Source organism: Gemmatimonas sp. (genome assembly GCF_044344655.1).
In the GTDB taxonomy this organism is placed as follows: Bacteria; Gemmatimonadota; Gemmatimonadetes; order Gemmatimonadales; family Gemmatimonadaceae; genus Gemmatimonas.
In genome coordinates this window covers 1-21,862 of sequence record NZ_JBIJCN010000034.1, presented here as the reverse complement: position 1 = coordinate 21,862, position 21,862 = coordinate 1, and the positions used below count along the sequence as shown (strand labels likewise).

Here is a 21,862-nt window from a genome sequence, read left to right as displayed (position 1 = left end):
TGCGTGTGCGGCGCCAGATGGCGTGCACCGCAGGCACCGGTCACTGACCGGACCCCGGCGGCATGCCGGCTGACGACGAGGAGAGCGAGTGGCAAAGGTGACGCCGAAGAAGAAGTCGAACACCGGATTCATTGCGGTGGTCGTGGTCGTACTCGCGGCCGGCGGCGCCGGTCTTTGGGCTACCATGCAGAACAAGCCCGCGCCGATCGAGCTGCCGTCAGGCGCGCCGGCGATGCAGGCCGAGGGGTATCTGCGTGGGAATCCCAACGCGCCGGTCTCGATCATCGAGTTTGCCGACTTCGAGTGCCCTGGATGCGGGCAGTTTGCGACGCTGCAGGGGCCTGACATCAAGCAGCGGCTCGTGGACGCCGGCCTGGCGAACTTCCGCTTCTACGATTTTCCGCTCACGCAGATCCACCAGAACACGCTCTTTGCGCACCTGTCGGCGGCCTGCGCCAACGATCAGGGGAAGTTCTGGGAGATGCATGATCAGCTCTTCGCTGGCCAGCCCGATTGGAGTACGCAGGCCACGGGTAACCCGCGCAAGCTGATCGACGGCTACGCCGCCGCCATCGGGCTCGACATGGCGGCGTACGGCACCTGCATGGATTCGCAGAAGCATCTCGCGCAGATTCAAGCGAATCAGGCCGAGGGCAACACGCGTGGCGTGAACAGCACGCCCACCATCATTGTGGGCAACAAAGTGTATCCGGGCGGGCTCACGTTCGACGAACTCAAGAAGGTCGTGGACTCGCTGGCGGCGGCGGCACCGGCCGTCGCACCGGCCGTCGCACCCGCGGCGGATAGCGCGAAGAAGTAACGAGGCGAGGGGCCCCGATCACAGCGAGCCCCCGCCACTCTGCACCAGAAATACGACACGCCCCGCGGTTCACGAGAGCTCGTGAACCGCGGGGCGCTTCGCGATCAGCCGTCCCGGTGTCTGGCGGACGGTGCTACGCGCGCCGCCGCCGCGCCGCCGCCTCATCGAGTCGCAATTCCGGCAATGGCGCCGCGATGGTGCCGTCGGCGTGCTCCGGATGCGGTACCAGCACCTCCCCCAGCGCCACGAGGGCGCGTGTGGCCACCACCGCAGCCAGCGGGTCGGGCACCCCCAGCTCCCGCACATAGATGTCGATGGCGCGCTCGTAGCCCACATCGATCGCCAGCATGTCGACGAACATGAGGGCGTTATCCACGTGCGTCTTGATGAGCGACTCTTCCGCACGCGCCTGCGCAAGACGCAGCCGCTGCTCGGCGTCGGCCGACAGCTTGCGCGGGAAGAGTGTCTCGGGGAAGAGCTTGTTCAGAATGGACATAACAGTACGGACGAAATGCCACCGCCACGGGTTTCGTGCCGTGATCCACGGCACAGTCTCCTCAACTCGGTGCGGCCGCGCCTTCGGCGCGGCCGCACACCGTCACGATTCCTGCGCCTCGTACTGATCCTTCAAGCTCGCCACCACACTCGGATCGGCCAGCGTGGTGGTGTCCCCGAGTGCCCGCCCTTCCGCGATGTCACGGAGCAGCCGACGCATGATCTTGCCGCTGCGCGTCTTTGGGAGGTCGGCACTAAATAGGATGTCGTCGGGACGAGCCAGGGCGCCGATCTTGAGCGCCACATGCTCACGCAATTCGTCCCGGAGGGAACCGCTCGGCGTGAATCCCGCGCGCAAAGTGACGAACGCGGCGATCGCCTGCCCTTTGATGTCGTGCGTCTTGCCCACGACTGCGGCTTCCGCCACCGCCGGGTGATCCACGAGCGCGCTCTCCACTTCCATCGTGCCGATGCGATGACCGGCTACGTTGAGCACATCGTCCACGCGCCCCAGAATCCACAGGAAGCCATCCTCGTCGCGCTTCGCCCCGTCCCCGGGAAAGTACAGGTCAGGGCGCCCCGGCCACTTGCTGAAGTACGTATCCACGTAGCGCTGATCGTCGCCCCAGATCGTGCGCAGCATGCTTGGCCACGGCTGCGTGATGGCCAACAGGCCGCCGCCTACCTTCACCTCGTTGGCGTTGCTGTCGAGTAGCGCGGCCTTGATGCCGGGGAAGGGCACCGTAGCCGATCCGGGCTTGGTCTGCGTCACGCCAGGCAGCGGCGTGATCATGATCGAGCCGGTTTCGGTCTGCCACCACGTGTCCACGATCGGGCAGCGTTCCTTGCCCACGATCCGGTGGTACCACATCCATGCTTCCGGGTTGATCGGCTCGCCCACCGAGCCTAGCAGACGCAGTTGTGAGAGGTCGTGCTTCTCCACGTACGGCGTGCCCCACTTCATGAACGCGCGGATGGCGGTGGGCGCCGTGTAGAACACCGTCACGCCGTAGCGCTCGCAGATCTCCCAGAAGCGATCCTTATCGGGCCAGTCGGGGGCGCCTTCGTACACGAGACACGTGGCCCCGTTGGCGAGCGGACCATAGGTGAGATAGGTATGCCCCGTGATCCAGCCGATGTCGGCGGTACACCAGTACACGTCCTCGTCCTTGAGGTCGAATACGTACTTGGTGGTGGTCGCCGCACCGGTGAGATAGCCACCGGTGGTATGGACGATCCCCTTGGGTTTACCCGTCGTGCCGCTCGTGTAGAGGATGAACAGCACGTCCTCGGCGTCCATCGGCTCGGGCTCGCAGTGCGCCGGCACCTCGCGCTTCAGGCGATGCCACCAGTGATCGCGCCCTTCCTGCATTTCGGCGAATGTCTCGTCGCCCACACCGCTGCGGCGACGCATGACGACCAGTACATGCTCGATCGTGGGGCACTCCTTGAGCGCCTCGTCGGCGTTGCGCTTGAGTGCCACCGTCTGGCCGCGGCGATAGCCACCGTCGGCCGTGATGAGCACCTTGCAGCCGCAGTCGTTGATGCGGTCGCGCAGTGACTCCGGCGAGAAACCGCCGAAGACCACCGTGTGGACGGCGCCGATGCGGGCGCACGCCAGCATCGCGACCACCGCCTCGGCAATCATGGGCAGGTAGATCGCCACACGATCTCCCTTTGTGACCCCGAGCTTCTTGAGCATGTTGGCCGCGAGATTCACCTCGCGGTACAGATCCCAGTACGTCCAGGTGCGACGATCGCCCGGCTCCCCTTCCCAGATCAACGCGGCCTTGTTGCGGCGCGGGCCGTGAATGTGGCGGTCCACACAGTTCACGCTCACGTTGAGTGTTCCACCCGTGAACCACTTGGCGTGCGGCGGCGCCCACTCGCATACCGTCTCCCAGGGCGTCATCCAATCGAGCGTCGCGGCTTCGCGCGCCCAGAAATCGTTCGGGGAGAGCGCGGCGTCGTCGTGCAGGCGCGAGTCGCGCACATGCGCCCGGGCCGTGAAGTCGGGGGGCGGCGGGAACGAACGGTGTTCCTGCAGCAGGACGTCGATGTCGCTCATGGTGGGTCCGGTGCGGCCGGTGGGGAGGAGAACGGGCAGGGAATCGCGGGGCAGGGAATGTTCCGCTAATGTAGAGCGATGCCGATCCCTCACGAAACCGGTGCGACAGCGGTCGCGGGCCACCCATCGGGCTACCCCCCCGTGGCCACGCTCGGCGTGCTGCCCACAGGCGTGACGGTGGAGGCGGCCCCTGTGGCGGTGCGCGCCGAGGGGTTGGTTCGGGCGTTCGGTGGGCGCCGGGCCGTCAATGAGGTATCGCTTTCCCTGCATGAGGGGGACTGCCTTGCGCTGTTTGGGCCCAACGGCGCCGGCAAGACCACGCTGCTCCGGCTCCTCGGTGGATTGCTCAAGGCAACCCGTGGGACGGCGCAGCTGCATGGGGTCCCGCTGCCGGGACCAGCCGAGACCCGGCGCCTGGTGGGGCTGATCAGCCACAATTCCATGCTGTACCCCGCGCTCACGGTACGCGAGAATGTCCGCTTCGCGGCTGAGTGTCAGGGTGTGCTGGAGGCGGACCAGGCGACCACCCAGGTCCTTGGGCGTCTGCGGGTGCTCGACCGCGAACAGACACCGGTACGCTTTTTGAGTCGCGGACTGCAGCAGCGCGTGAGCATCGCGCGCGCACTCGTGCACGGTCCACGGCTCGTGCTGCTTGACGAACCGTACACTGGCCTCGATGAAGTCGGTGCGCTGGCCTTCACCGACGCCCTGCGTGAGCTCAAGGCAGGAGGCGCCACGCTGGTCCTTGTCACCCACAACCTCGTGGAAGGCCTGTCCCTTGCCACGCGCGCGGTGATCATGCGTGACGGGGCGTTCGTGTATGACGAGCGCCCGTCGGCCGTCGGCTTCGACCTCGCGGCGTTCCAGGCGCGGTACCGTTCCTTGGTGCACGAGGGGATCGCGTGAATACGACGGCGCCGGCCACGGCGAGCCACCGCCCCCCGGCGTTCTTCGCCGACGCAATCCGCCTCGCGCGGAAGGATCTGCTGATCGAATTCCGCACCCGCAGTGCTTTCCTCGCGGCCACGGTGTTTGCCGTGTTGGCGGTGGTGATCTTCCGCTTCACGTGGGACCCCACCGCCATCCCCGCGTTTGATCTGGCGCCGGGCGTGTTATGGGTGATCTTCACCTTTTCCGGACTCCTGGGGCTCAACCGCAGCTTCGGTCTCGAGCAGGCCGAACGGGCCTACGACGGACTGCTGGCCAGCCAAATGAGCCGGGAGAGCATTTTTGCGGGAAAGGTGCTGGCCAATCTGGTGTTCGTTGCCGGGGTGCAGGCGCTGACTCTTCCGGCGGTGGCGCTGTTCTTCGATCTTCAGGTGGGCAGCGCGTGGGGTGTGTTGATCGGCATCGTGCTGTGCGCCTCGCTCGGCCTGGCGGCGGTGGGTACGCTGTTCGCGGCGATCGCGGCCAACACGCGACTGGCCGAGTTGCTGCTGCCCATGATGACGCTGCCGTTCTTTGTGCCGCTCGTGATTCCTGCAGCGCAGACCTCGGCGGTGATCCTGCGCGGGCAACCGCTCGACGACGCCTTGCCCTGGTTCAAGCTGTTGCTTGCGTTCGACCTGGTGTTCGTGACGGCGTGTCTTGCCGTCTTTCCGTTCACGATCGAGGAGTAGTGCACATGGCGACTTCGGCCGCCACCATTTCTCGGGGCACGGTGCCCGACGTCAAGGCCTTCGACAGTTTCCTCGCGATCTCGTTGATCGCCGTGCTCGCCTCCTGTGTGCGCGCGATCTGGTTCACGCCGGTCGATGCGATGCTCGGCGCTGCACAGAAGAATTTCTATGTGCACGTGCCGGCGGCGATCGTGGGCCTGTATGTGGCCTGCGGACTGCTCGCGATTTCCAGCATCCTGTATCTCTGGCTCAAAGACGAGCGCCTCGATCGGCTCGCCGAGGCCAGCGCCGAAGTGGGGCTGCTGTTCATGGGCATCGTGCTCGTCACCGGACCGATCTGGGCGCGCACCAGCTGGGGGACCTGGTGGGTGTGGGAGGCGCGCATTACGAGCACGTTGTTCCTCTGGCTGCTGGTGCTGGGCTATTTGGTGTTGCGCGGTGCCGTGGAGAGCCCGGAGAGCCGCGCTCGCCTCTCGGCCGTGATGGGCGCGTTGGCGGCGCTGCTGGTGCCGTTCATTCATCTCACGGTGAAGCTGTTCCGCGGCATGCATCCGCAGCCGGTGGTGCTCAAGCCCGAGAAGCCGTCAATGCCTCCCGAGATGCTCGCGACGTTCCTCATGGCGACGGTGGCGTTCCTGCTGCTGTTCTTCGCACTGCTGCGCATGCGGATGCGGTGGGCGACGCTGCGTGACGCACGTGCGGCGTTGGAGGGCGCGTGATGATTGCCGCACTCCTGCTGGTACAGGATACCGTGGCGTATGTCGCCAAGTCGGGCGGACCGCCGTCCACAGAGCCCTATATGTGGGCCGGATATGCCATCACGCTTGGCGCGCTGATCGGGTACGTCGCGCTCATGGTGAGCCGTTTCTCCAAGTCGAAAAACGGCTGAGCGGACGCGTGCAGGGCGTACCGCTCCACGAGCTGTTGCGCGGTGTGCGCATCGCCGTCACGCGCGCAGGTGAACGCGGGGGGCCACTCGCCGACGCGTTGCGTCGTGTGGGAGCGACGGTGCATGAGATCCCGCTGACGCGGATCGAGACGCTCGATCTTGCGCCGTTACATGCCGCCGTGGGACGGCTCGCCCAGTACGACTGGGTCCTGCTCACGAGCGTGAATGCGGTGGAGCATCTTGCGCGCGTCGTCCACGAGCACGGTGCCGAGGCGGCCATGGCTACCCGTCGCCTCAGCGTGGTGGGTACCGCCACGGCGCAGGCGTGCGAGGCGCGCGAATGGCGCACCCCGACCGTGCAGCCGGACAAGACGCAGGCCGAGGGGATGGTCGATGTGATGGCCGAGCGCAGCGACATTGACGGGGCGACAATGCTGTATCCGTGCGCCGCCGGCGCGCGCGACGTTCTGCCCGACGGGCTCCGCGCACTTGGGGCAACCGTCGACGTGGTCCCCTGCTATCGGAGCGGGGCCGATCCGGACGGTCAGGCGCGTATTCGTGCGCTCGTCGCCGCCGGCGCGCTGGATCTGGTGACCGTCGCGGCGCCCAGCGCGGTGGACGCGCTGCTCGACGCGCTACCCCCAGAGCATGCGAGCCGGTTGCCCGTGGCGGCGATCGGGCCGGTCACGGCGCGTGCCGCGCGGGGGGCGGGCTTCCCCGTGAAGCTCGAGAGCACCGCCGCGACGATGGAAGGCTGGGTCAAGGCCATCGTGGCGGCGTATCGACCGTAGCGGCACGAAGGAACAGGGCCACGGAGTGCGGTGCGGCCAGGTCCACGCGCCGTCCCCGTGCCTCTTTCACTCTCTGCCCCTATGTTATTGGGATGACCGGTCCACTTCGCATCGGAACCCGTAGCTCTGAACTGGCCCTGTTCCAGGCCCGCCAGGTGGCGTCGCTGCTTGCGGCGCTCGGCGTGGAGTCGGAGCTCGTGACGTACACCACTATCGGTGATCGCATCCTCGACAAGCCGCTGTCGGCCATCGGCGAGAAGGGGCTGTTCACCGCGGAACTCGAGGCCGACCTGCTGGACGGGCGCACCGACTGTGCGGTCCACTCGCTCAAGGACCTTCCCACGGCCGATCCCGCCGGGCTCACGATCGTGGCGCTGCTGGAGCGTGAGGACCCGCGCGACGCGTTCGTCACGCGACCGGGGGTGAGCGCGACCACCATCGCGGATCTGCCCAAGGGCGCCAAGGTGGGCACCAGTTCGTTGCGCCGGCGTGCGCAGCTGCGCGCCATGCGCCCCGATCTCGAAGTGTGCGAGTTGCGTGGCAACGTGGGTACGCGCCTCCGCAAGATCGACGAGGGCCAGGTGGACGCCGCGTTGCTCGCCGCCGCCGGCCTCCGACGCCTGGGGTTGGGCCATCGGATCGTCTCGCTGCTTGACGCCCCCGACTGGCTGGGGGCACCGGGGCAGGGGGCCATTGCCGTGCAAGCTCGCGCGACCGACGACGCCATGCTGTCGATTCTCCGGAAGCTTGATCACGCACCCACGCGCCTGAGCGTGGCGGCCGAACGCGCGCTGTTGGCGAGCCTCGAGGGGGGATGCCAGGTGCCCATTGGTGCCGCCACCCTCGACGAACCGCAATACGGACTGATGCTGCACGCCCTCGTGGCCAGTGTGGACGGCGCCAGCGTCGTGCGTGGTGGACTGCCCATTGACCGGAACGATCCGGCGGCCAGCGGTCGTGAGCTTGCGCGTCAGCTCCACGAGGCCGGAGGTGCGGCCATTCTTGCGGAGCTGCGCGCGGCCCTCCCGCACCCCACGTCGTCCCAGGCAACGGAGCAACCCAAGTGAGTGAAAACGTGAGCGACGGGAGCTTCAGCACCGAGCCGTTCGATCCGGCCGATTTCGGCATGGCGCGCCCGCATCCGGTTCGCCTCCGACGGTTACGCCGTACCGAGGCCATGCGCCGCGCGGTGCGCGAGACGCGTCTCGATCCCGCGCAGTTCATCTGGCCGCTCTTTGTGCGCTCTGGTGAGGGAATCCGCAGCCCCATCGGCAGTATGCCCGGTGTTTACCAGACGAGTGTGGATGAGCTGCTGAAGGACGCGCAGCGGGCCGTCGATGCGAAGATCGCCGGCATCCTGCTGTTCGGCATCCCCGACACGAAGGATGACGTGGGCTCCTCAGCCTGGGATCCGCACGGCCCGGTGGTCGAGGCCGTGCGCGCGGTGAAGCAGGCATTCCCGCAGCTTCTCGTGATCACCGACGTGTGCATGTGTGAGTACACCTCGCACGGTCACTGCGGCGTGCTTACGACCGAGGGCGACGTCGACAACGATGCCACACTGCTGCTGCTGGCCAAGGAAGCCTTGGCGCACGCCGAAGCCGGGGCGGACATCGTGGCACCGAGTGACATGATGGACCATCGCATCGGTCACCTGCGCGACGCGCTCGATGACGAGGGGTATTCGCATGTGCCCATCATGAGCTACGCGGCCAAGTATGCCTCGGCGTTTTACGGTCCCTTCCGGGAGGCGGCCGAAAGCACACCGACGTTCGGAGACCGCCGCAGCTACCAGATGGATCCGGCGAACGCCCGTGAGGCGTTGCGGGAGGTACGGCAGGATGTGGAGGAGGGCGCGGACATTCTCATGGTGAAGCCCGCCGGTGCCTACCTCGATATCATCGCCGCCGTAAAGCGTGAGACCGGATTGCCTCTCGCTGCCTACCAAGTGAGCGGCGAGTACTCGATGATCAAGGCCGCGGCGGACCGCGGCTGGATCGATGGCGAGCGCGCGATGATGGAGTCGCTCGTGGCCATCGCACGGGCCGGCGCCGATCTCATCATCACCTATTTCGCCCTCGATGCGGCTGCTGTCTTAGCGCGCCGTTGAACAACCCCGGAGCCCGCCGCATGCTGCACAACCCCTGGCACGACATCGCTCCCGGTTACGCACCGCCGGAACAGGTCACGGCCATTATCGAAATCCCTTCGGGCTCGCGCAACAAGTACGAGCTGGACAAGGATACCGGTCACTTCAAGCTCGATCGGGTACTGTACTCGGCCGTGCATTATCCCGGCGACTACGGCTTCATCCCGCGCACGCTCCATGAGGACGGCGATCCACTCGATGTCCTGGTGAAGATCAACGAGCCCACCTTTCCCGGCTGTCAGATCAATGCGCGGCCGATCGGTGTGCTCATGATGCTCGACAAGGGCGAGCCGGACGACAAGATCCTCGCCGTGCCGGCCGATGATCCGTACTACTCCGATGTGTTTGACATCGCCGATCTCTCTCCCCACTACCTGAAGGAAGTGGAGCATTTCTTCCAGATCTATAAGGATCTGGAAGGGAAGCGCATGGAGATCATGGGGTGGCGCAAGGGTGACGCGGCGATGCAGATCGTGCTGGATTCGATCGAGCGGTACGCGGCGAAGTACGCGGGAACCGCATAACCACAGGAGGGGGTAACGGCGGGCGCGTTATCCGTTCCGCCGCATCACCAGCGCCGCGTTGATGCCGCCGAACCCGAACGAATTGGATAGCACCACCTCGGGCGCGAGATCCAAACCGTCCGAGGGTACGTGGTTGAGCGCGCAGGCCACGTCGGGCACCGAAAGCCCGACGGTGGGCGGGACCCAGCCGCGGGCGATGGTGAGCGCACTGATCGCCGCCTCAAACGCGCCGCTCGCACCGAGGGCATGGCCGTAGTATCCCTTGGTGCTCGACACGGGAAGGCGATCGGTGTGGCCGCCGAAGACCGTGCGAATGGCAGCGGTTTCGGTCGGGTCGTTGAGCGGCGTGCTGCTGCCGTGTGCGTTGATGTACTGCACGTCCGCCGGTGCCACGTCGGCATCGTACAATGCCATGCGCACGCAGCGCGCTGCCTGCGCGCCGCCCGGAAGCGGGGCGGTCATGTGGTGGGCATCGTTGGTGGTGCCATACCCCGCCAGTTCGGCATAGATGCGCGCGCCGCGTGCGGTGGCATGGTCGAGCGATTCCAGCACCAGCACCGCCGCGCCCTCCCCCATCACGAACCCATCGCGGTCGGCATCGAAGGGGCGTGACGCGGTGGAGGGATCGTGATTGCGCGTGCTCATTGCGCGAATGAGCGCAAACGCTCCGAAGCAAAGCGTGGCCAGCGGTGCTTCGGAGCCGCCGGCCATCATCACGTCGGCGTAGCCATCACGGATCTGCCGAAACGCCTCGCCGATCGCCATCGCGCCGCTCGCGCAACTCATGGCGTTGGTGCTGTTGGGGCCACTCACGCCAAACTCGATGGCCATGTTGCAGCTGGCCGATCCACCGAATACCGCAAGGGCCAGTGTGGCATCCACCGCGCGCAGCCCGCGCTGCGCAAAGCGCGCCGCCTGCTCCTCCGCGTACCCTACACCGCCCAGTGCCGTCCCCATCATCGCGCCCACCCGCTCGGGATGCTCGCGCGACAGATCAAGTGCGGCGTCGGCAATGGCGAGGCGCGCGCTCGAGACGGCAAACTGACTGAATCGATCGAGCCGCTTGACCCGCTTCGCGTCGATATAGTCGGTGGGGTCGAAATCGTTGACCTGCGCCGCGCACTGCGAGCGATAGATGCTTGCATCAAAGCGCGTGAGCGGCGCGACCGCTGAGCGACGCGCACGCAGTCCGGACCAGAGCGCGTCGGCACCGGTTCCAATCGGTGTGATGCAGCCGATGCCGGTTACGACCACGCGACGGCGACCCTGATCGCGGCTCCGCTCCCGCCGGTCCGGGCTCCCGCCCAGTGGCTCCCGCGAGAACCCGCTCCCGTCGTTGTCCCCGCCCGTCGTCATGTGGATTGCTCCGCCACCGTTGCCAGTCCCGCCAAGGTGCGGGAGGCGATGCCGTGCACGAATACCGGGGCAATCACCTGCGTGGCAGCGAACGCGGAGACGAGCGGCCACCGCGGTCCGTTCCACACGTGCACAATGCGCGTGAGCGTGCCCCCCTCGACCGGGGTGAAGCTCCACTCCACGTCCATGCCCGTGGTGACCCCGCCGATGTGGCGGAACCGTACCCACGGCACCGTGTGGTTCACCGCCATTTCTGACAGCCACCACGTGGGCCAGTTCACCACCCCGAACGGCCGGTTCGCCGCCATCGCCACGATGCCACCGCCGTCGCGTCGTCGCTCGCGGAACCGCACGGAGCGATAGTGGGACAGGAAGGCTGGCCAGTGCTCCACCGCGGCCGCAATCTCGAAGATCCGCTGCACTGGTGCGCGCACCAGCTGCTCGTCGATCGTCGTGACGAGGCGACCGGCGGGGGGCGGCCCCAGATCGAACGGGGCGGCGCTGGACAGTTCGACAGAAGCCATGGATATGCGCTGGATGGCTGAGGTGAACACAGATCGCAGAGTAAGCACACAAACACGACACGGTGGCCATCGCCGGGCCACGCGCGGGCGACCATGGTACTGCCTGAGAAGTCTACCGCGGGGACCAGACCGCCGTGATGCGAAAGCCCAGACGCTCCGCGACGGCTGGGCGACGGTTCGTGGCGCGCGCGATCAGCCTGCGTAGTTCATGGCGGGTATACCCTCGCAAGACGGACACCACCCCGTCGTGGCGACTCACGGGGTGGAAACCCAGGACGAATGACGAGGTCCACAGCCCCGCGACCGCGAGCCAGCTTCGACGGAGATCCCCGATGATCACCGCCACGCGCGCCACGCGGGTGCATTCCTGCAGGAGGCGCTCCGCCTCGGCACCATCGAAGTGATGCAGGACCTGCGAACAGGTCACGACGTCCACGCTCCCCGTGGCAAAGGGTAGCGCCATCGCGTCAGCGGTCAGGGTACTGTGGCAACGGGCCGCGGCCGCTCCCGCCAATGAGCGCGTCCGCTCGAGGCCAATCGTGTGCAGCGCCACGCCATGTGCGGCGGCGAGCTCGGCCGCGGCAGCCGGGATGTCGCCCAAGCCCGTGCCGATATCGAGCAAGGTGAGCGCCCCGCCGCTCGGCCTCGACCACTGTGTGCGCAGCAGCGTGCGCAGTTCACCGAGCACGGCGCGACGGCCACCGAACAGCCGGTTGGCGAGGGCCACATCGCGCAGTGAGCGCAATGACAGCGTGGCGTCTGCGTCAGGATCGTCGAGGATCTCCGAGCCACGGCGCCGCGCCGGTGTGAACATGCCGCGACTTACCGCTCGAGCGTGGCGTAGCCGCCACGATAGTAGAGCAGCGGCTTGCCGTCAGCGGCGCTGGCATGTTCCACCTGACCCACTACGATCACGTGATCACCGGCAGGGTGCCGCGCGGTCACTCGGCACTGCATCCACGCCAGGACGTCTTCCAGGACGGGATCGCCCAGTTCACCGTCGTGATAGCCAACGCCTGCAAAGCGATCATCCACCTTGCCGGCGAAACGGCGCGATATCGCTTCCTGCCCTGCGCTCAGCACATTGACCGCAAAGGTCTCGGTCGACGCCAGCACCGGCGCCATCGTGGCATCATTGGCCACGCACACGAGAATGAGTGGCGGATCGAGGCTGAGCGACGAAAAGGCGCTGACGGTCATGCCGTGTGGCGTCCCGTTCGCATCGCACGCGGTGATTACGGTGATGCCGGAGGCAAAGCGGCCAAGCACGGCGCGGAACAGATCGGAATCAATCATGAGATGTTGGAGGGGGAACGATGGCCCGGGGCAAGCCCGAGCAACCGAAGCAGCGTGCCTGGGCGTAGGATCGCCGACGGCGGCACGAAGTCGCCGGTCACGCCGATGAGCAGATCGGCGAGGTCACGGTCGCGCGATAACACGTGGGCGGCGTAGTCGAGCACTGGCGGGAAGGCCACGGCGAGACCGACAAGCTTCTCCACGCGCCACTTGCCGCCAAACTGCCGCACGCGGGCCTGCTCGTACCCGCGGAAGGCGTCCAACTGCCGGGTGCGGGACGCGGCCTGCACGGCCTCGTGGGCAAAGGGTGCCAACAGTTCGCCGCCGCGCAGCGCGGAATAAATCCCTTCGCCGGTGAAGGGATCAAAAAAGTCCGCGGCGTCGCCGGTCAGCATGACACCGGGCGCCCATGGACGCGTTGCACGTGAAGCAAACGGCCCAGTCGCACGCACGGGCGTTTCGCGCGTGGCCCCCGCAAAGCGCGGCGCGAGCTGTGGATGCGCCCGCAGCCATGCGTCGAGATAGCCCGCGGCGTCACCTCGCATCGAGACCGACGCACGCGCGGGCACCACGAGCGCCACGTTCACGAGGCCCTCATTCACGCGGGCGAGCCCCACATAGCCGTTGCGCGTCACGTGCATCTCGCCAAGCGTGCCCACATCCCTGACATCGCGGAAGTGCGCCACGAGCGCCACGCGCCGCATGACGCGCGATTGCCGGGCCAGCCCGAGCCGGCGCGATACTACGCTGCGCAGGCCATCGGCGCCGATCACCAGCCTGGCGTTGATCGTGTGGCCGTTGGTTTTCACCCCGGTGACGGTACCGGCACGGTCGACGGTGAGCGCGTCGACCTTGGCGCGCTCCATCACCTGCACGCCGGCGGCGCGCGCACAATCCAGCAGGACCGTATCGAGCACCTCGCGGCGAATCCCCAGCCCGCGGTCGCGGAAACCGCGAAAGCCGTGACGTGCGACGAACTCGCCATGAATGCGCCCGCCTGACGGCGCGTGCACCACCATGCCGTTGAGCTGCGCCGCCTGCGTCTCCAGCGTGTCGAGCGCCCCCATGGCGTGCAAGATGCGCGACCCTTCGGGGCTCACGTATTCGGCGCAGGGCTTGGCGCGTGGAAAGGCGGCCCGGTCTAGCACGCACACCTCGAGTCCGGCCTGGGCGCAGTGCCAGGCGGCCGAACTGCCCGCGGGGCCACCGCCGACAATGAGAACGTCGAAGTGCGACATGTGTGAGAGTAACGCTGCGAATGGCTGCGCAGTTGCAGCTCGCCCACCGTGCACCGTCAGCGCGGCACCGTCAGCATGGCGGTCCCGGCTGCAGCGCCCACGGCCGTGCAGAGGAAGTTCACGGCATCGTTGCCAAGCCACGCCATGCCGCCGGTCCGACGCGTGACGGTGCCGCAGCGGTGCAGGTTCTGCTCGGTCTCCTTGTGACAGCTGGGGCACCACCGACGGGCCTGCCACCAGGCGCCAATGAGCGTGTCGGCGAGTGCGCCACCCACGCCCGCCGCGGCGACGACTGCCACCTCCCCCGCACTGATCATGTCCACGGTGCGCGCCATCTGCGCCAGCAGCAGTGCGGCCACCGCCATGCCCGCCGTTCCGGCGGCACTCACCGCCCCCGAGGTCCCTACGGCGGCCGGCGCGAAGGTACGGAGCGACCAGGGCCGCCCGCCCCACCACGTGCCGGTCTCGGTGGCCAGTGTGTCCGCGCCCGCCGCCACGAGCGCCGATGCGCCAGCCACCGCGGCCTGTGGCGCCCACGCGGGGTACAGCATCGCCAGCAGAGCACAGAGGGCAAACACGCCGCCATTGGCCAATACCTGCCAGTGATCGCGGCGTCCCCCCTTGGCCACCACGTCGCCAGTGGCGGCCTCCTTGACCGCACGGCCGGCCCTCGAGGCTGCCGACGCCGTCACGAACCATCCCACCAGGAAGGCCCCCCACGGCCAGCCAGCCATCGCTGCCACGCTGCCCACGACGGTGGCGGCAATCGCCCCGCCTGCCGAGAGACTGCCGGCCCGCCACGCGGCCAGCGCCACGGCTGCTGCGATCGCGGGGCCCTCGACAGGCTGGGGCAGGATCGACAACGGAAACGGCGGCAGGCGCCTTACCCCGCCAACAGTCGCGCCATTCGCGCGTGAAACTCCGCACTGGCGCGCTCCCCGTCGAGCTCAGCCGAGCGCCGCGCGTGCCGCAACAGGGCCTCGCGCATGGCGCGAAGCTGGCGCTCCACGCGCTGGCAACGCGCGCACTCGCGCAGGTGGGCAAGGACCAGTTCGCGCAGCGCCGAGCCGGGAATGTCGGTGTCGAGCTCCCCGTCCACGAAGGCGTGCAGATGGAGGCGACAGGTGAAGCAGTCAGCGCTCAGGGGAGAAAACCGGCCGGGGAGTGATGGATGATCCGGGGACACGCGCAGCCCGTTCGCAACGCTGGCGGAACCACCGGCGCGGCGCAAGCGCCACACGAATTCCTAACGTGCGAGGGGCCGCGCTTGTTTGCATGCCCCGAAACACGTTAGCATGGACGACTATGCAGCGTATGCCTCATCCGACCGACGGCACCGTGACGCGGGCCTTCCCCGTGACCGACGCCCTGGCCTTGACCGGTGGCCCTCTCGATGCACGTCTGCCACTGGCGCTGCTGGAGGCCGTCAAGGCCATCGATACCCCGGCGGCGGAGCTCGATGCCGACTTTGTGCACGAATTGCGCAACAAGCGACTGGGGCTCAGCGAGACCGTGCTGCAGCAAATCCGCCGCTACAACGATGCGGTGCGCACCGGTCAGCGGGTGTCTTTCGACGATGTGCTCGCGCTCGCGCGCCTGATCGGCCGCCGCCCTGATGCCGACCTCGCGTTCCGCGAGGCTGGGCGCCGCTGGGCGCGCGCCTTCGTGGAGACCGTCAGCGGTCCCCGCCGCGGCGCCGCACGCACACTCCCGGCACTACTGGCCCGTCCCATCGCGCTCGGGGCGCTGCGCCGCCTCGCCCGTCGCTTCATGGAGGGCACGTTGGTGCGACAGGGGAGCACGTTGTTGCTCGACGTCGCGTCACCGGTGTCGGCCGACGCGGCGCCGCGTGGCGCGGGCTGCGGGCTCTACGAAGCCGCCTTCCGTGAGGCCCTGCTTGCCCTGGCCGACGCCGACGGCGCCGTCGACCATGTCATGTGCCGCGCCCGCGGCGACTCGCGTTGCCAGTGGCGCGCCGAGTGGCGCCGCCGCTGATCCTTCCTCTTCACGCCTCTTCCGCCATGCTCACCCCCGAGCTGCTGCCGCGTCTGCAGCGCCTGCTGGCCGATGCCGACCTCGATGGTTGGCTGCTCTATGACTTCCGCGGGACCAATGCCATCGCGGCCGGGCTCCTGGGCTTCGGTGGCCTCTGCTCGCGGCGCGTGTTCGCCTTCATCCCGCGCGAGGGGCTCCCGATCGGCATCCAGCATGCCATCGAGCCTGGGCCGTGGCGACACTGGCCCAAGGCGTGGCCGCTGCGCGTGTACAGCGGATGGCGCGCGCTCGAGGCGGAAGTGGCGGCCCTGGTCAACGGGAAGCGGGTGGCCATGGAGTATTCGCCAGGCGATGCCATCCCGTACCTCGATCGCATTCCCGCGGGCGTGCTCGAGCTCGTGCGCGCGAGCGGGGCCACGGTGGTGAGCAGCGGCGATCTCGTGTCGCAGGTCTACGCCACCTGGACGCCGGAGCAGCGCGCTGCGCACGAGCGTGCGGCCGCGCACATTGCCGCGATCGCGCACGAGGTCATCCATCATGCCGGCGCAATGGTGGCGGCAGGTACGCCGGCGGCCGAGCATGAGCTGCAGCAGCGTATTCTCGATGCCTTCGCACGCGCCGGGCTCGAGACCGACCATGGCCCCGACGTAGCCGCCTCCGAGAATGCGGCCAATCCGCACTATGTCCCGTCGGCCTCGCGTCCACGGCTCGTGCAGCGCGGCGACGTGCTGCTCGTGGACCTGTGGGCGAAGGAGCCCGGCGGCATCTACGCCGACCAGACGTGGATGGGATCGCTCGGTACCCCGTCGGAGAAGGTGATGCAGGTATGGGAAGCGGTGCGCGACGCGCGTGATGCGGCGCTCGAGCTGCTCAGCACGCGCATCGCCGCAGGCCAGGTGGTACGCGGCGGCGAGGCCGACGATGCCGCCCGCGCCGTGATCGAGCAGCGTGGCTTTGGGCCATACTTCTGGCATCGCACCGGTCACAGCATCGATTCACGCGAATTGCATGGCAGCGGTCCGCAGATCGACAACCTCGAGTCGCGTGATGACCGCGTGCTCATCCCCGGCGTGGGCTTTTCGATCGAACCGGGGGTGTATCTCGTGGGGGAGTTCGGCGTGCGCAGCGAGGTGAATGCGTTCGTGGGCGACGACGCGCTGCTCGTGACCCCGGGTGTGGTGCAGCGCGACCTGTTCATCGTGTGAACGGTCAGGTGACGGCGGGACCTCGGGCGCAGCCCTCCGCAGCCCCGACGAAGGGCAGGGCCACGGCGTGTCGCGCCGCATGGTGGCGGCCGCGCGGCCTGGCCGCCCTGTTGGCGGTGGCCTTGTGGCCGGCGGCCCTCGTCGGTGTGGCGGCGTGTGGTGAGTCGGCGCCGGCCGTTGGCGGGGCGCGCATCGCCGACGTGGCGATGGCCCCCAGCGCCGCCGGCACGGCGTCGACCGCGGACGTGGACCGGTCCGCGGACCGCTCTGAGGACCGGTCTACGGTGGGGAATGTCGGCGTCGCGGCACTCGCGCGCGCGGCTGGTGGTGCCGACGGCACGGTGTACACGGTGGGGGCGGTGCCAACGCCGGGCGTGATCATCGGGCACGTGGGTGGTGGCGCGCCGCGCGACACGAGCATCACGCCGACGCACAACCTCGGCGTCTGTCGCCCCTTCAGCGAGTCGATCGTAGCCACTCGCGACGGCGGGGTGGGCAACGCCGTCGTGTGGCTCATGGGGGTGAGCCGCGGTCCGCGCGACACGGCCCCCCGCCGCGTCAAGCTCACCCTCGACGGCTGTCGACTCGCCCCGCGCGTGCAGCGGGCGGCGCGCGGCAGCACGATCATGATCAGTGGGCGCGACGCGATGCTGTCGCGGCTGCAGTTCACCGCCGCTGGCGAATCCGCGTCGCGCACGACGGTGCTACTGAGCGACGCTGGTCAGATGGTCCCCACTGGCGACGCCACCAGCGCGCCCGGGCTGGTGCAGGTCACCGACGACATGCACCCGTGGGTGCGCGCGTGGATCGTGGTGGGGCCGCATCCGTTCGTGGCCATCACCGAAGCCGACGGCCGGTTCCGCTTCGATGGCGTGCCGCCGGGCCGCTACACCCTCGTCACCTGGCATGAGCGCTTCGGCATCAAGACGAGCACTGTGCGTGTGGACGGCGCGGTGCAGACCCGCGTGGCGGTGGAGTTCTAGGCGAGCGAGTACAACCTCGCGTACACCCCGTCATCGGTGGACAGCAGCTCGTCGTGCGTACCCATCTCCACGATGCGCCCGGCGTCGAGTACGATCACGCGGTCGGCCCGACGCACCGTGCTCAGGCGATGCGCGATGATCAGTGTGGTGCGCCCTTCGAGGAGCTCCGCCAGCGCCTCCTCCACGTAGCGTTCGCTCTCGGTGTCGAGGCTGGAGGTGGCCTCATCGAGAATCACGACGGCTGGGTTCTTGAGGAACACCCGCGCGATCGCAAGGCGCTGGCGCTGTCCCCCGGACAGCGTCACGCCGCGTTCACCCACGCGCGTCTCGAGGCCATCGGGGAGTGTTTCGATGAACTCCCACGCGTGCGCGGCGCGCGCGGCGCGGATGATCTCCGCCTCGCTGGCCGCAGTGCTGCCGTACGCGATGTTCTCGCGGATGGTGCCGCTGAAGAGCACCGGCTCCTGAGGCACGATGCCGATCGCACCACGCAGGGCATCGAGGGTGAGGTCGCGCACATCGAGTCCATCGAGCGTGATGCGCCCCTCGGTCACGTCCCAGAAGCGGGGGAGCAGATTCGCGATCGTCGTCTTGCCCGCGCCACTGCGCCCAACGAGCGCCACCACCTCACCCTGCCGCATGCGGAAGGTGATGTCGTGTATCACCGGCGCGTGCGACGGCGTGTAGCAGAACCCGACGCCCTCGAACGCCACGTCGCCGCGCAGCGGGGCAGGGAGCGCCTGCGGGGCCTCCGGATCGCGCACCGTCGGGCGGGTGTCGAGCAACTCAAACACGCGCGTCGCGGCGCCCACGGCTTCCTGCACGTTGCCGAAGAGCGTGGCAAGCGAACCGATGGCCGCGGCGACGAACAGCGCGTAAAAGAGAAAGGCGACCAGCGTGCCGGCGGTGAGCTTGCCCGCGAGGACCTGCGTGCCCCCCTGCCATAGCACGGCGGCCACGGCGCTGAAGGCCACGAACCCCACCACGCTGAAGAACAGCGCGCGCGTCCGGGCACGGTAGACCGCCACCCCCACCAGATCGCGCAGCAGTGCCCCGAAGCGGCGCGTTTCCTCGGCCTCGCGCGTGAAACTCTGCACCGTGCGGATCGCGCCGAACGATTCATCCGCCACGCCCATCGCCTCGGCGATGCGGTCCTGCACACTGGTGCTCGCCGTGCGCAGTGCACGCCCGAAGACGATGGCCGCCCCCACCACCAGCGGCACCACCGCGAGTGTAGTGAGCGTGAGGCGGACGTTGGTGACGAACAACATGAGCCCACCGCCCACCAGGAACAGGAGCTGGCGCGAGAGCTCCGATATCCACGTGCCGAGGAGCGACTGCAGCAGGCCGAGGTCACTGCTCAAGCGGCTCGTGATTTCGCCGGTCCGGCGTTCGGTGAAGAACGCGGGGGAGAGCCGGATGAGGTGCGCGAACGTGCGCGCCCGCAGCGCCGCCACCATGCGTTCCGTGGAGGAACTGAGCAGGTAGACCTGTACGAAGTTCGCCCCCGCCTGCACCGCGAAGACGGCCACCAGACCCAGCGCAATGCGATCGAGGGCTGACGCGTCCTTCTGCTCGAATGCTGCATCGAGCAGGTAGCGCATCACCGCCGGGAAGACGAGTCCCGCCATGGCGGCAATGACGAGGCAGACGAAGGCCACCGCCAGGCGGCTACGGTATGGCCGCACGAGCGGCAGCAGGCGAGACAGCGGCCGCAGGGTCAACGAGGCAATGGGCACGCCTCAAGATAAAGGGGGCGCGTCGTCAGACGCGCCCCCTTTCGAATTCACCGAGCGATCGCCCGGTCCACGCCCATCGCCACGAACAACAGCGCGAGGTACAGCAGCGAGTACTTGTAGACCCACCATGCCGGCGCTGTCCACGGCTGCCCCTTCTGCGCCGCCCAGAGGACCTTGAGCACGCCCCACATCAGCAGGCCACCCAGCACCACGGTGCTGGCGAGATACACCAGCCCGAAGGCGCCGTACAGCACCGGCAGCAGCGTGAGCACGAGCAGGATCACCGTGTACCAGACCATCTGGTGCATGGTCTCACGCTCGCCCCACACGAGTGGCGCCATCGGTACCTTCGCGCGGCCGTAGTCGACCTGTTTGAGCAGCGCCAGCGCCCAAAAGTGCGGCGGCGTCCAATAGAACACGATCAGGAACAGGCACAGCGCCGTCACGTCGAGCGTGCCCGTCACCGCCGCCCATCCTACCAGCGGCGGGAATGCCCCGGCCGCGCCGCCGATCACGATATTCTGCGGCGACGTGCGCTTGAGGACGCGCGTGTAGATGAACACGTAGAAGTAGAAACCGGCGAGCGCGAGCCCCGCCGTCAGCACGTTCACGAAGTGCGCAAGCATCCACGTGGCCAGCGTGGCGCACGCCACGCCGAAGGCCAGCACCTGGACGGGCGACATGCGCCCGCTCGGAATGGGACGCAGGCGGGTTCGCGCCATCACGTCGTCGATGTCGCGGTCGATGTACATGTTGACCGCGTTGGCCCCGCCCGCCATGAGATAGCCGCCAATCATCACCAGCAGCACGGTCCAGAGCGACGGTGACCCCGCTGCATACATCGGCGCGGCGGTGGTCACCAGCAGCAAAGAGATGATGCGCGGCTTGGTGAGCGCGACCAAATCGCGCGAGAGCGGTGTGTCGGTGGGCGGCACGTCGCTCGGGGCCGTCGATGCGGGCGTTCCCAGGGGCTGCTCAGGCATGCCGCCGGCCACGGCGGTCACGACGCCGACGGCACGGCACGCGCGGTCATCGCGCCTCCCGTCGTGCCGGGTACCCCACTCACCTGCTGTGCACCCACCGTGCTCCTCCCCGCCGCGATGCGTGCGAGGTACGTCATGACGAACGCCGTCACCCAGATGAGGATGCCCGTGGCCTGGTGCAGGGAACGCGGCGCGTACTTGTCGGGACCGGCGATACCGCCGATCACCATCCACGCCGCCCAGCACACCTGAAGCACGCCCAACACCATGCCGATCCATGCCGCGGTCTGCACGGCCATGGGCTCACCACGCCTGCGGAAGAGGAACGGCAGCGAGATGAGATGCGCCACGAGCAGATACGCGACGAGGCGATGGGTGAGCTGGAGATGCTGCGGACCGCCACCCAGCGATCCCTCGCCGCACAGCGGGAAACCCACGCACGCCACGGGGGCGCCCGTCACCTTGGCCGTCAGCCCCCCCAGCAGCACCACCAGCAGCGCCATCACGGCCGCCGCGGTTGCTCCACCGATCGCCTTGGGGGTTCCGTGGCCCGCCGATACCGACGCCGCCCCCAGGCCACCGGCGCGCACGACCGTCGCCGCGCCCAGGGCGAGCACGGTCACCGCGATCGCCTTGTGAATGACCGTGGCCCACCAGGCGTTGGAGAAGTTCACCGTCACCGCGCCGAACGCCGCGGCGAAAAAGCCCACCGCCAGCATGAGCCCGGACGAGCGCAGCACGCCGCCGCGACCGCTCACCCGCGGTGCCTGCTTGTTGCGCCAGGCGAGGAACACGGTCGCGCCCACCGTCACCAGCAGCAGCGAGGCGAGGTAGCGATGGAACACTTCGATGATCAGGTCCATCCGCTCGAGTGGCGGGAACCAGTAGCCGTAGCATTTGGGCCAATGATCGCCACAGCCCATCCCCGAACCCGAGATGCGCACGATGGCGCCGAACACGATATGCAAGAGCGACACGCCGAGCGCGGCATAGGCGGCGCGGCGAACGGAAGCGGGGGCCTGCGAAAGGACGGGCGTCATCGGTGACATTCAGCCGGTGGGAAGCGACAGGGACTGCCAGGCGCCGTAGAACACCGCAGCCAGGCCGAGGATGGGCAGGAGCACCTGCACGATCTCGACCCATCGACGGGGCGCGGGTACGGCGCTGTTGGTGGGCGCCGCGGGGAGC

At 68.2% G+C, this 21,862-nt stretch carries 24 protein-coding genes; 12 read left to right on the top strand and 12 right to left on the bottom strand.

Annotation, left to right across the window (positions count from 1 at the left end; genetic code table 11):
- The first annotated feature begins 97 nt into the window (after nucleotides 1-97).
- A complete protein-coding gene (locus ACIQ51_RS10055) occupies nucleotides 98-820 on the top strand; it encodes a DsbA family protein (RefSeq protein WP_396204903.1) in 723 nt (240 codons plus the stop codon).
- Between the two features lie 133 nt (nucleotides 821-953).
- Here the strand turns inward: ACIQ51_RS10055 and ACIQ51_RS10050 are convergent, their stop codons facing one another.
- Nucleotides 954-1,316: a hypothetical protein gene (locus ACIQ51_RS10050; RefSeq protein WP_396204902.1), complete on the bottom strand. Its 363-nt coding sequence runs from the start codon at nucleotides 1,314-1,316 to the stop codon at nucleotides 954-956.
- A gap of 102 nt (nucleotides 1,317-1,418) precedes the next feature.
- Entirely contained in the window at nucleotides 1,419-3,383 is a 1,965-nt protein-coding gene (gene acs, locus ACIQ51_RS10045) for an acetate--CoA ligase (protein WP_396204901.1), read from the bottom strand.
- Between the two features lie 78 nt (nucleotides 3,384-3,461).
- Here acs and ACIQ51_RS10040 point away from each other — a divergent pair, with 78 nt between their 5' ends.
- The 8 genes from ACIQ51_RS10040 to ACIQ51_RS10005 all read left to right on the top strand — a co-directional run bounded on the left by ACIQ51_RS10040 (nucleotide 3,462) and on the right by ACIQ51_RS10005 (nucleotide 9,355).
- On the top strand, nucleotides 3,462-4,289 hold the full coding sequence (locus ACIQ51_RS10040; protein WP_396204900.1) for an ABC transporter ATP-binding protein: 828 nt from the start codon (nucleotides 3,462-3,464) through the stop codon (nucleotides 4,287-4,289).
- A complete protein-coding gene (locus ACIQ51_RS10035) occupies nucleotides 4,286-5,002 on the top strand; it encodes a heme exporter protein CcmB (RefSeq protein ID WP_396204899.1) in 717 nt (238 codons plus the stop codon). Before ACIQ51_RS10040 ends, ACIQ51_RS10035 begins: the two co-directional genes overlap by 4 nt.
- Before the next feature lie 5 nt (nucleotides 5,003-5,007).
- Nucleotides 5,008-5,721, top strand: coding sequence for a cytochrome c biogenesis protein CcsA (gene ccsA / locus ACIQ51_RS10030; RefSeq protein ID WP_396204898.1), 714 nt, complete (start codon nucleotides 5,008-5,010; stop codon nucleotides 5,719-5,721).
- Nucleotides 5,721-5,891 carry a hypothetical protein gene (locus ACIQ51_RS10025; protein ID WP_396204897.1) on the top strand — a complete coding sequence of 57 codons (171 nt, stop codon included), beginning with the start codon at nucleotides 5,721-5,723 and terminating at the stop codon, nucleotides 5,889-5,891. Before ccsA ends, ACIQ51_RS10025 begins: the two co-directional genes overlap by 1 nt.
- 8 nt (nucleotides 5,892-5,899) lie before the next feature.
- Nucleotides 5,900-6,682 (top strand): uroporphyrinogen-III synthase, encoded by a 783-nt coding sequence (locus ACIQ51_RS10020; protein WP_396204896.1) that lies wholly within the window; start codon nucleotides 5,900-5,902, stop codon nucleotides 6,680-6,682.
- An 86-nt stretch (nucleotides 6,683-6,768) separates the two neighbouring features.
- Complete coding sequence (gene hemC, locus ACIQ51_RS10015) at nucleotides 6,769-7,749, top strand: hydroxymethylbilane synthase (protein ID WP_396204917.1); 981 nt, start codon at nucleotides 6,769-6,771, stop codon at nucleotides 7,747-7,749.
- 59 nt (nucleotides 7,750-7,808) lie between these two features.
- Nucleotides 7,809-8,792 (top strand): porphobilinogen synthase, encoded by a 984-nt coding sequence (gene hemB, locus ACIQ51_RS10010; RefSeq protein ID WP_396204916.1) that lies wholly within the window; start codon nucleotides 7,809-7,811, stop codon nucleotides 8,790-8,792.
- 20 nt (nucleotides 8,793-8,812) lie between these two features.
- A complete protein-coding gene (locus ACIQ51_RS10005) occupies nucleotides 8,813-9,355 on the top strand; it encodes an inorganic diphosphatase (protein WP_396204895.1) in 543 nt (180 codons plus the stop codon).
- Nucleotides 9,356-9,382: 27 nt separating this feature from the next.
- Here the strand turns inward: ACIQ51_RS10005 and fabF are convergent, their stop codons facing one another.
- From fabF to ACIQ51_RS09970, 7 genes are all read right to left on the bottom strand, one after another.
- The gene (fabF, locus tag ACIQ51_RS10000; protein WP_396204894.1) at nucleotides 9,383-10,711 is read right to left on the bottom strand and encodes a beta-ketoacyl-ACP synthase II; all 1,329 of its coding nucleotides are present in this window, start codon (nucleotides 10,709-10,711) and stop codon (nucleotides 9,383-9,385) included.
- A complete protein-coding gene (locus ACIQ51_RS09995; RefSeq protein ID WP_396204893.1) occupies nucleotides 10,708-11,235 on the bottom strand; it encodes an SRPBCC family protein in 528 nt (175 codons plus the stop codon). Before ACIQ51_RS09995 ends, fabF begins: the two co-directional genes overlap by 4 nt.
- Nucleotides 11,236-11,347: 112 nt before the next feature.
- Nucleotides 11,348-12,049, bottom strand: a complete 702-nt coding sequence (locus tag ACIQ51_RS09990) for a methyltransferase domain-containing protein (RefSeq protein WP_396204892.1) — start codon at nucleotides 12,047-12,049, stop codon at nucleotides 11,348-11,350.
- An 8-nt stretch (nucleotides 12,050-12,057) separates the two neighbouring features.
- Nucleotides 12,058-12,531 (bottom strand): flavin reductase family protein, encoded by a 474-nt coding sequence (locus ACIQ51_RS09985; RefSeq protein ID WP_396204891.1) that lies wholly within the window; start codon nucleotides 12,529-12,531, stop codon nucleotides 12,058-12,060.
- Nucleotides 12,528-13,769, bottom strand: coding sequence for an NAD(P)/FAD-dependent oxidoreductase (locus tag ACIQ51_RS09980; RefSeq protein ID WP_396204890.1), 1,242 nt, complete (start codon nucleotides 13,767-13,769; stop codon nucleotides 12,528-12,530). Before ACIQ51_RS09980 ends, ACIQ51_RS09985 begins: the two co-directional genes overlap by 4 nt.
- 56 nt (nucleotides 13,770-13,825) lie before the next feature.
- The gene (locus tag ACIQ51_RS09975; protein ID WP_396204889.1) at nucleotides 13,826-14,632 is read right to left on the bottom strand and encodes a DUF92 domain-containing protein; all 807 of its coding nucleotides are present in this window, start codon (nucleotides 14,630-14,632) and stop codon (nucleotides 13,826-13,828) included.
- Between the two features lie 20 nt (nucleotides 14,633-14,652).
- Nucleotides 14,653-15,009: an anti-sigma factor family protein gene (locus tag ACIQ51_RS09970; protein WP_396204888.1), complete on the bottom strand. Its 357-nt coding sequence runs from the start codon at nucleotides 15,007-15,009 to the stop codon at nucleotides 14,653-14,655.
- A gap of 65 nt (nucleotides 15,010-15,074) precedes the next feature.
- Here ACIQ51_RS09970 and ACIQ51_RS09965 point away from each other — a divergent pair, with 65 nt between their 5' ends.
- The 3 genes from ACIQ51_RS09965 to ACIQ51_RS09955 all read left to right on the top strand — a co-directional run bounded on the left by ACIQ51_RS09965 (nucleotide 15,075) and on the right by ACIQ51_RS09955 (nucleotide 17,952).
- Complete coding sequence (locus ACIQ51_RS09965; RefSeq protein ID WP_396204887.1) at nucleotides 15,075-15,764, top strand: hypothetical protein; 690 nt, start codon at nucleotides 15,075-15,077, stop codon at nucleotides 15,762-15,764.
- A 26-nt stretch (nucleotides 15,765-15,790) separates the two neighbouring features.
- Nucleotides 15,791-16,969: a M24 family metallopeptidase gene (locus ACIQ51_RS09960; protein WP_396204886.1), complete on the top strand. Its 1,179-nt coding sequence runs from the start codon at nucleotides 15,791-15,793 to the stop codon at nucleotides 16,967-16,969.
- A 116-nt stretch (nucleotides 16,970-17,085) separates the two neighbouring features.
- On the top strand, nucleotides 17,086-17,952 hold the full coding sequence (locus ACIQ51_RS09955; protein ID WP_396204885.1) for a carboxypeptidase-like regulatory domain-containing protein: 867 nt from the start codon (nucleotides 17,086-17,088) through the stop codon (nucleotides 17,950-17,952).
- Here ACIQ51_RS09955 and ACIQ51_RS09950 read toward each other — a convergent pair.
- From ACIQ51_RS09950 to ACIQ51_RS09940, 3 genes are read right to left on the bottom strand one after another with little or no spacing between them, the layout of a single operon-like run.
- Nucleotides 17,949-19,691: an ABC transporter ATP-binding protein gene (locus tag ACIQ51_RS09950; protein ID WP_396204884.1), complete on the bottom strand. Its 1,743-nt coding sequence runs from the start codon at nucleotides 19,689-19,691 to the stop codon at nucleotides 17,949-17,951. The genes ACIQ51_RS09955 and ACIQ51_RS09950 overlap by 4 nt on opposite strands.
- A gap of 47 nt (nucleotides 19,692-19,738) precedes the next feature.
- Entirely contained in the window at nucleotides 19,739-20,674 is a 936-nt protein-coding gene (locus ACIQ51_RS09945; RefSeq protein ID WP_396204883.1) for a heme o synthase, read from the bottom strand.
- A 17-nt stretch (nucleotides 20,675-20,691) separates the two neighbouring features.
- Nucleotides 20,692-21,714, bottom strand: a complete 1,023-nt coding sequence (locus ACIQ51_RS09940; RefSeq protein ID WP_396204882.1) for a heme A synthase — start codon at nucleotides 21,712-21,714, stop codon at nucleotides 20,692-20,694.
- Nucleotides 21,715-21,862: the final 148 nt, after the last annotated feature.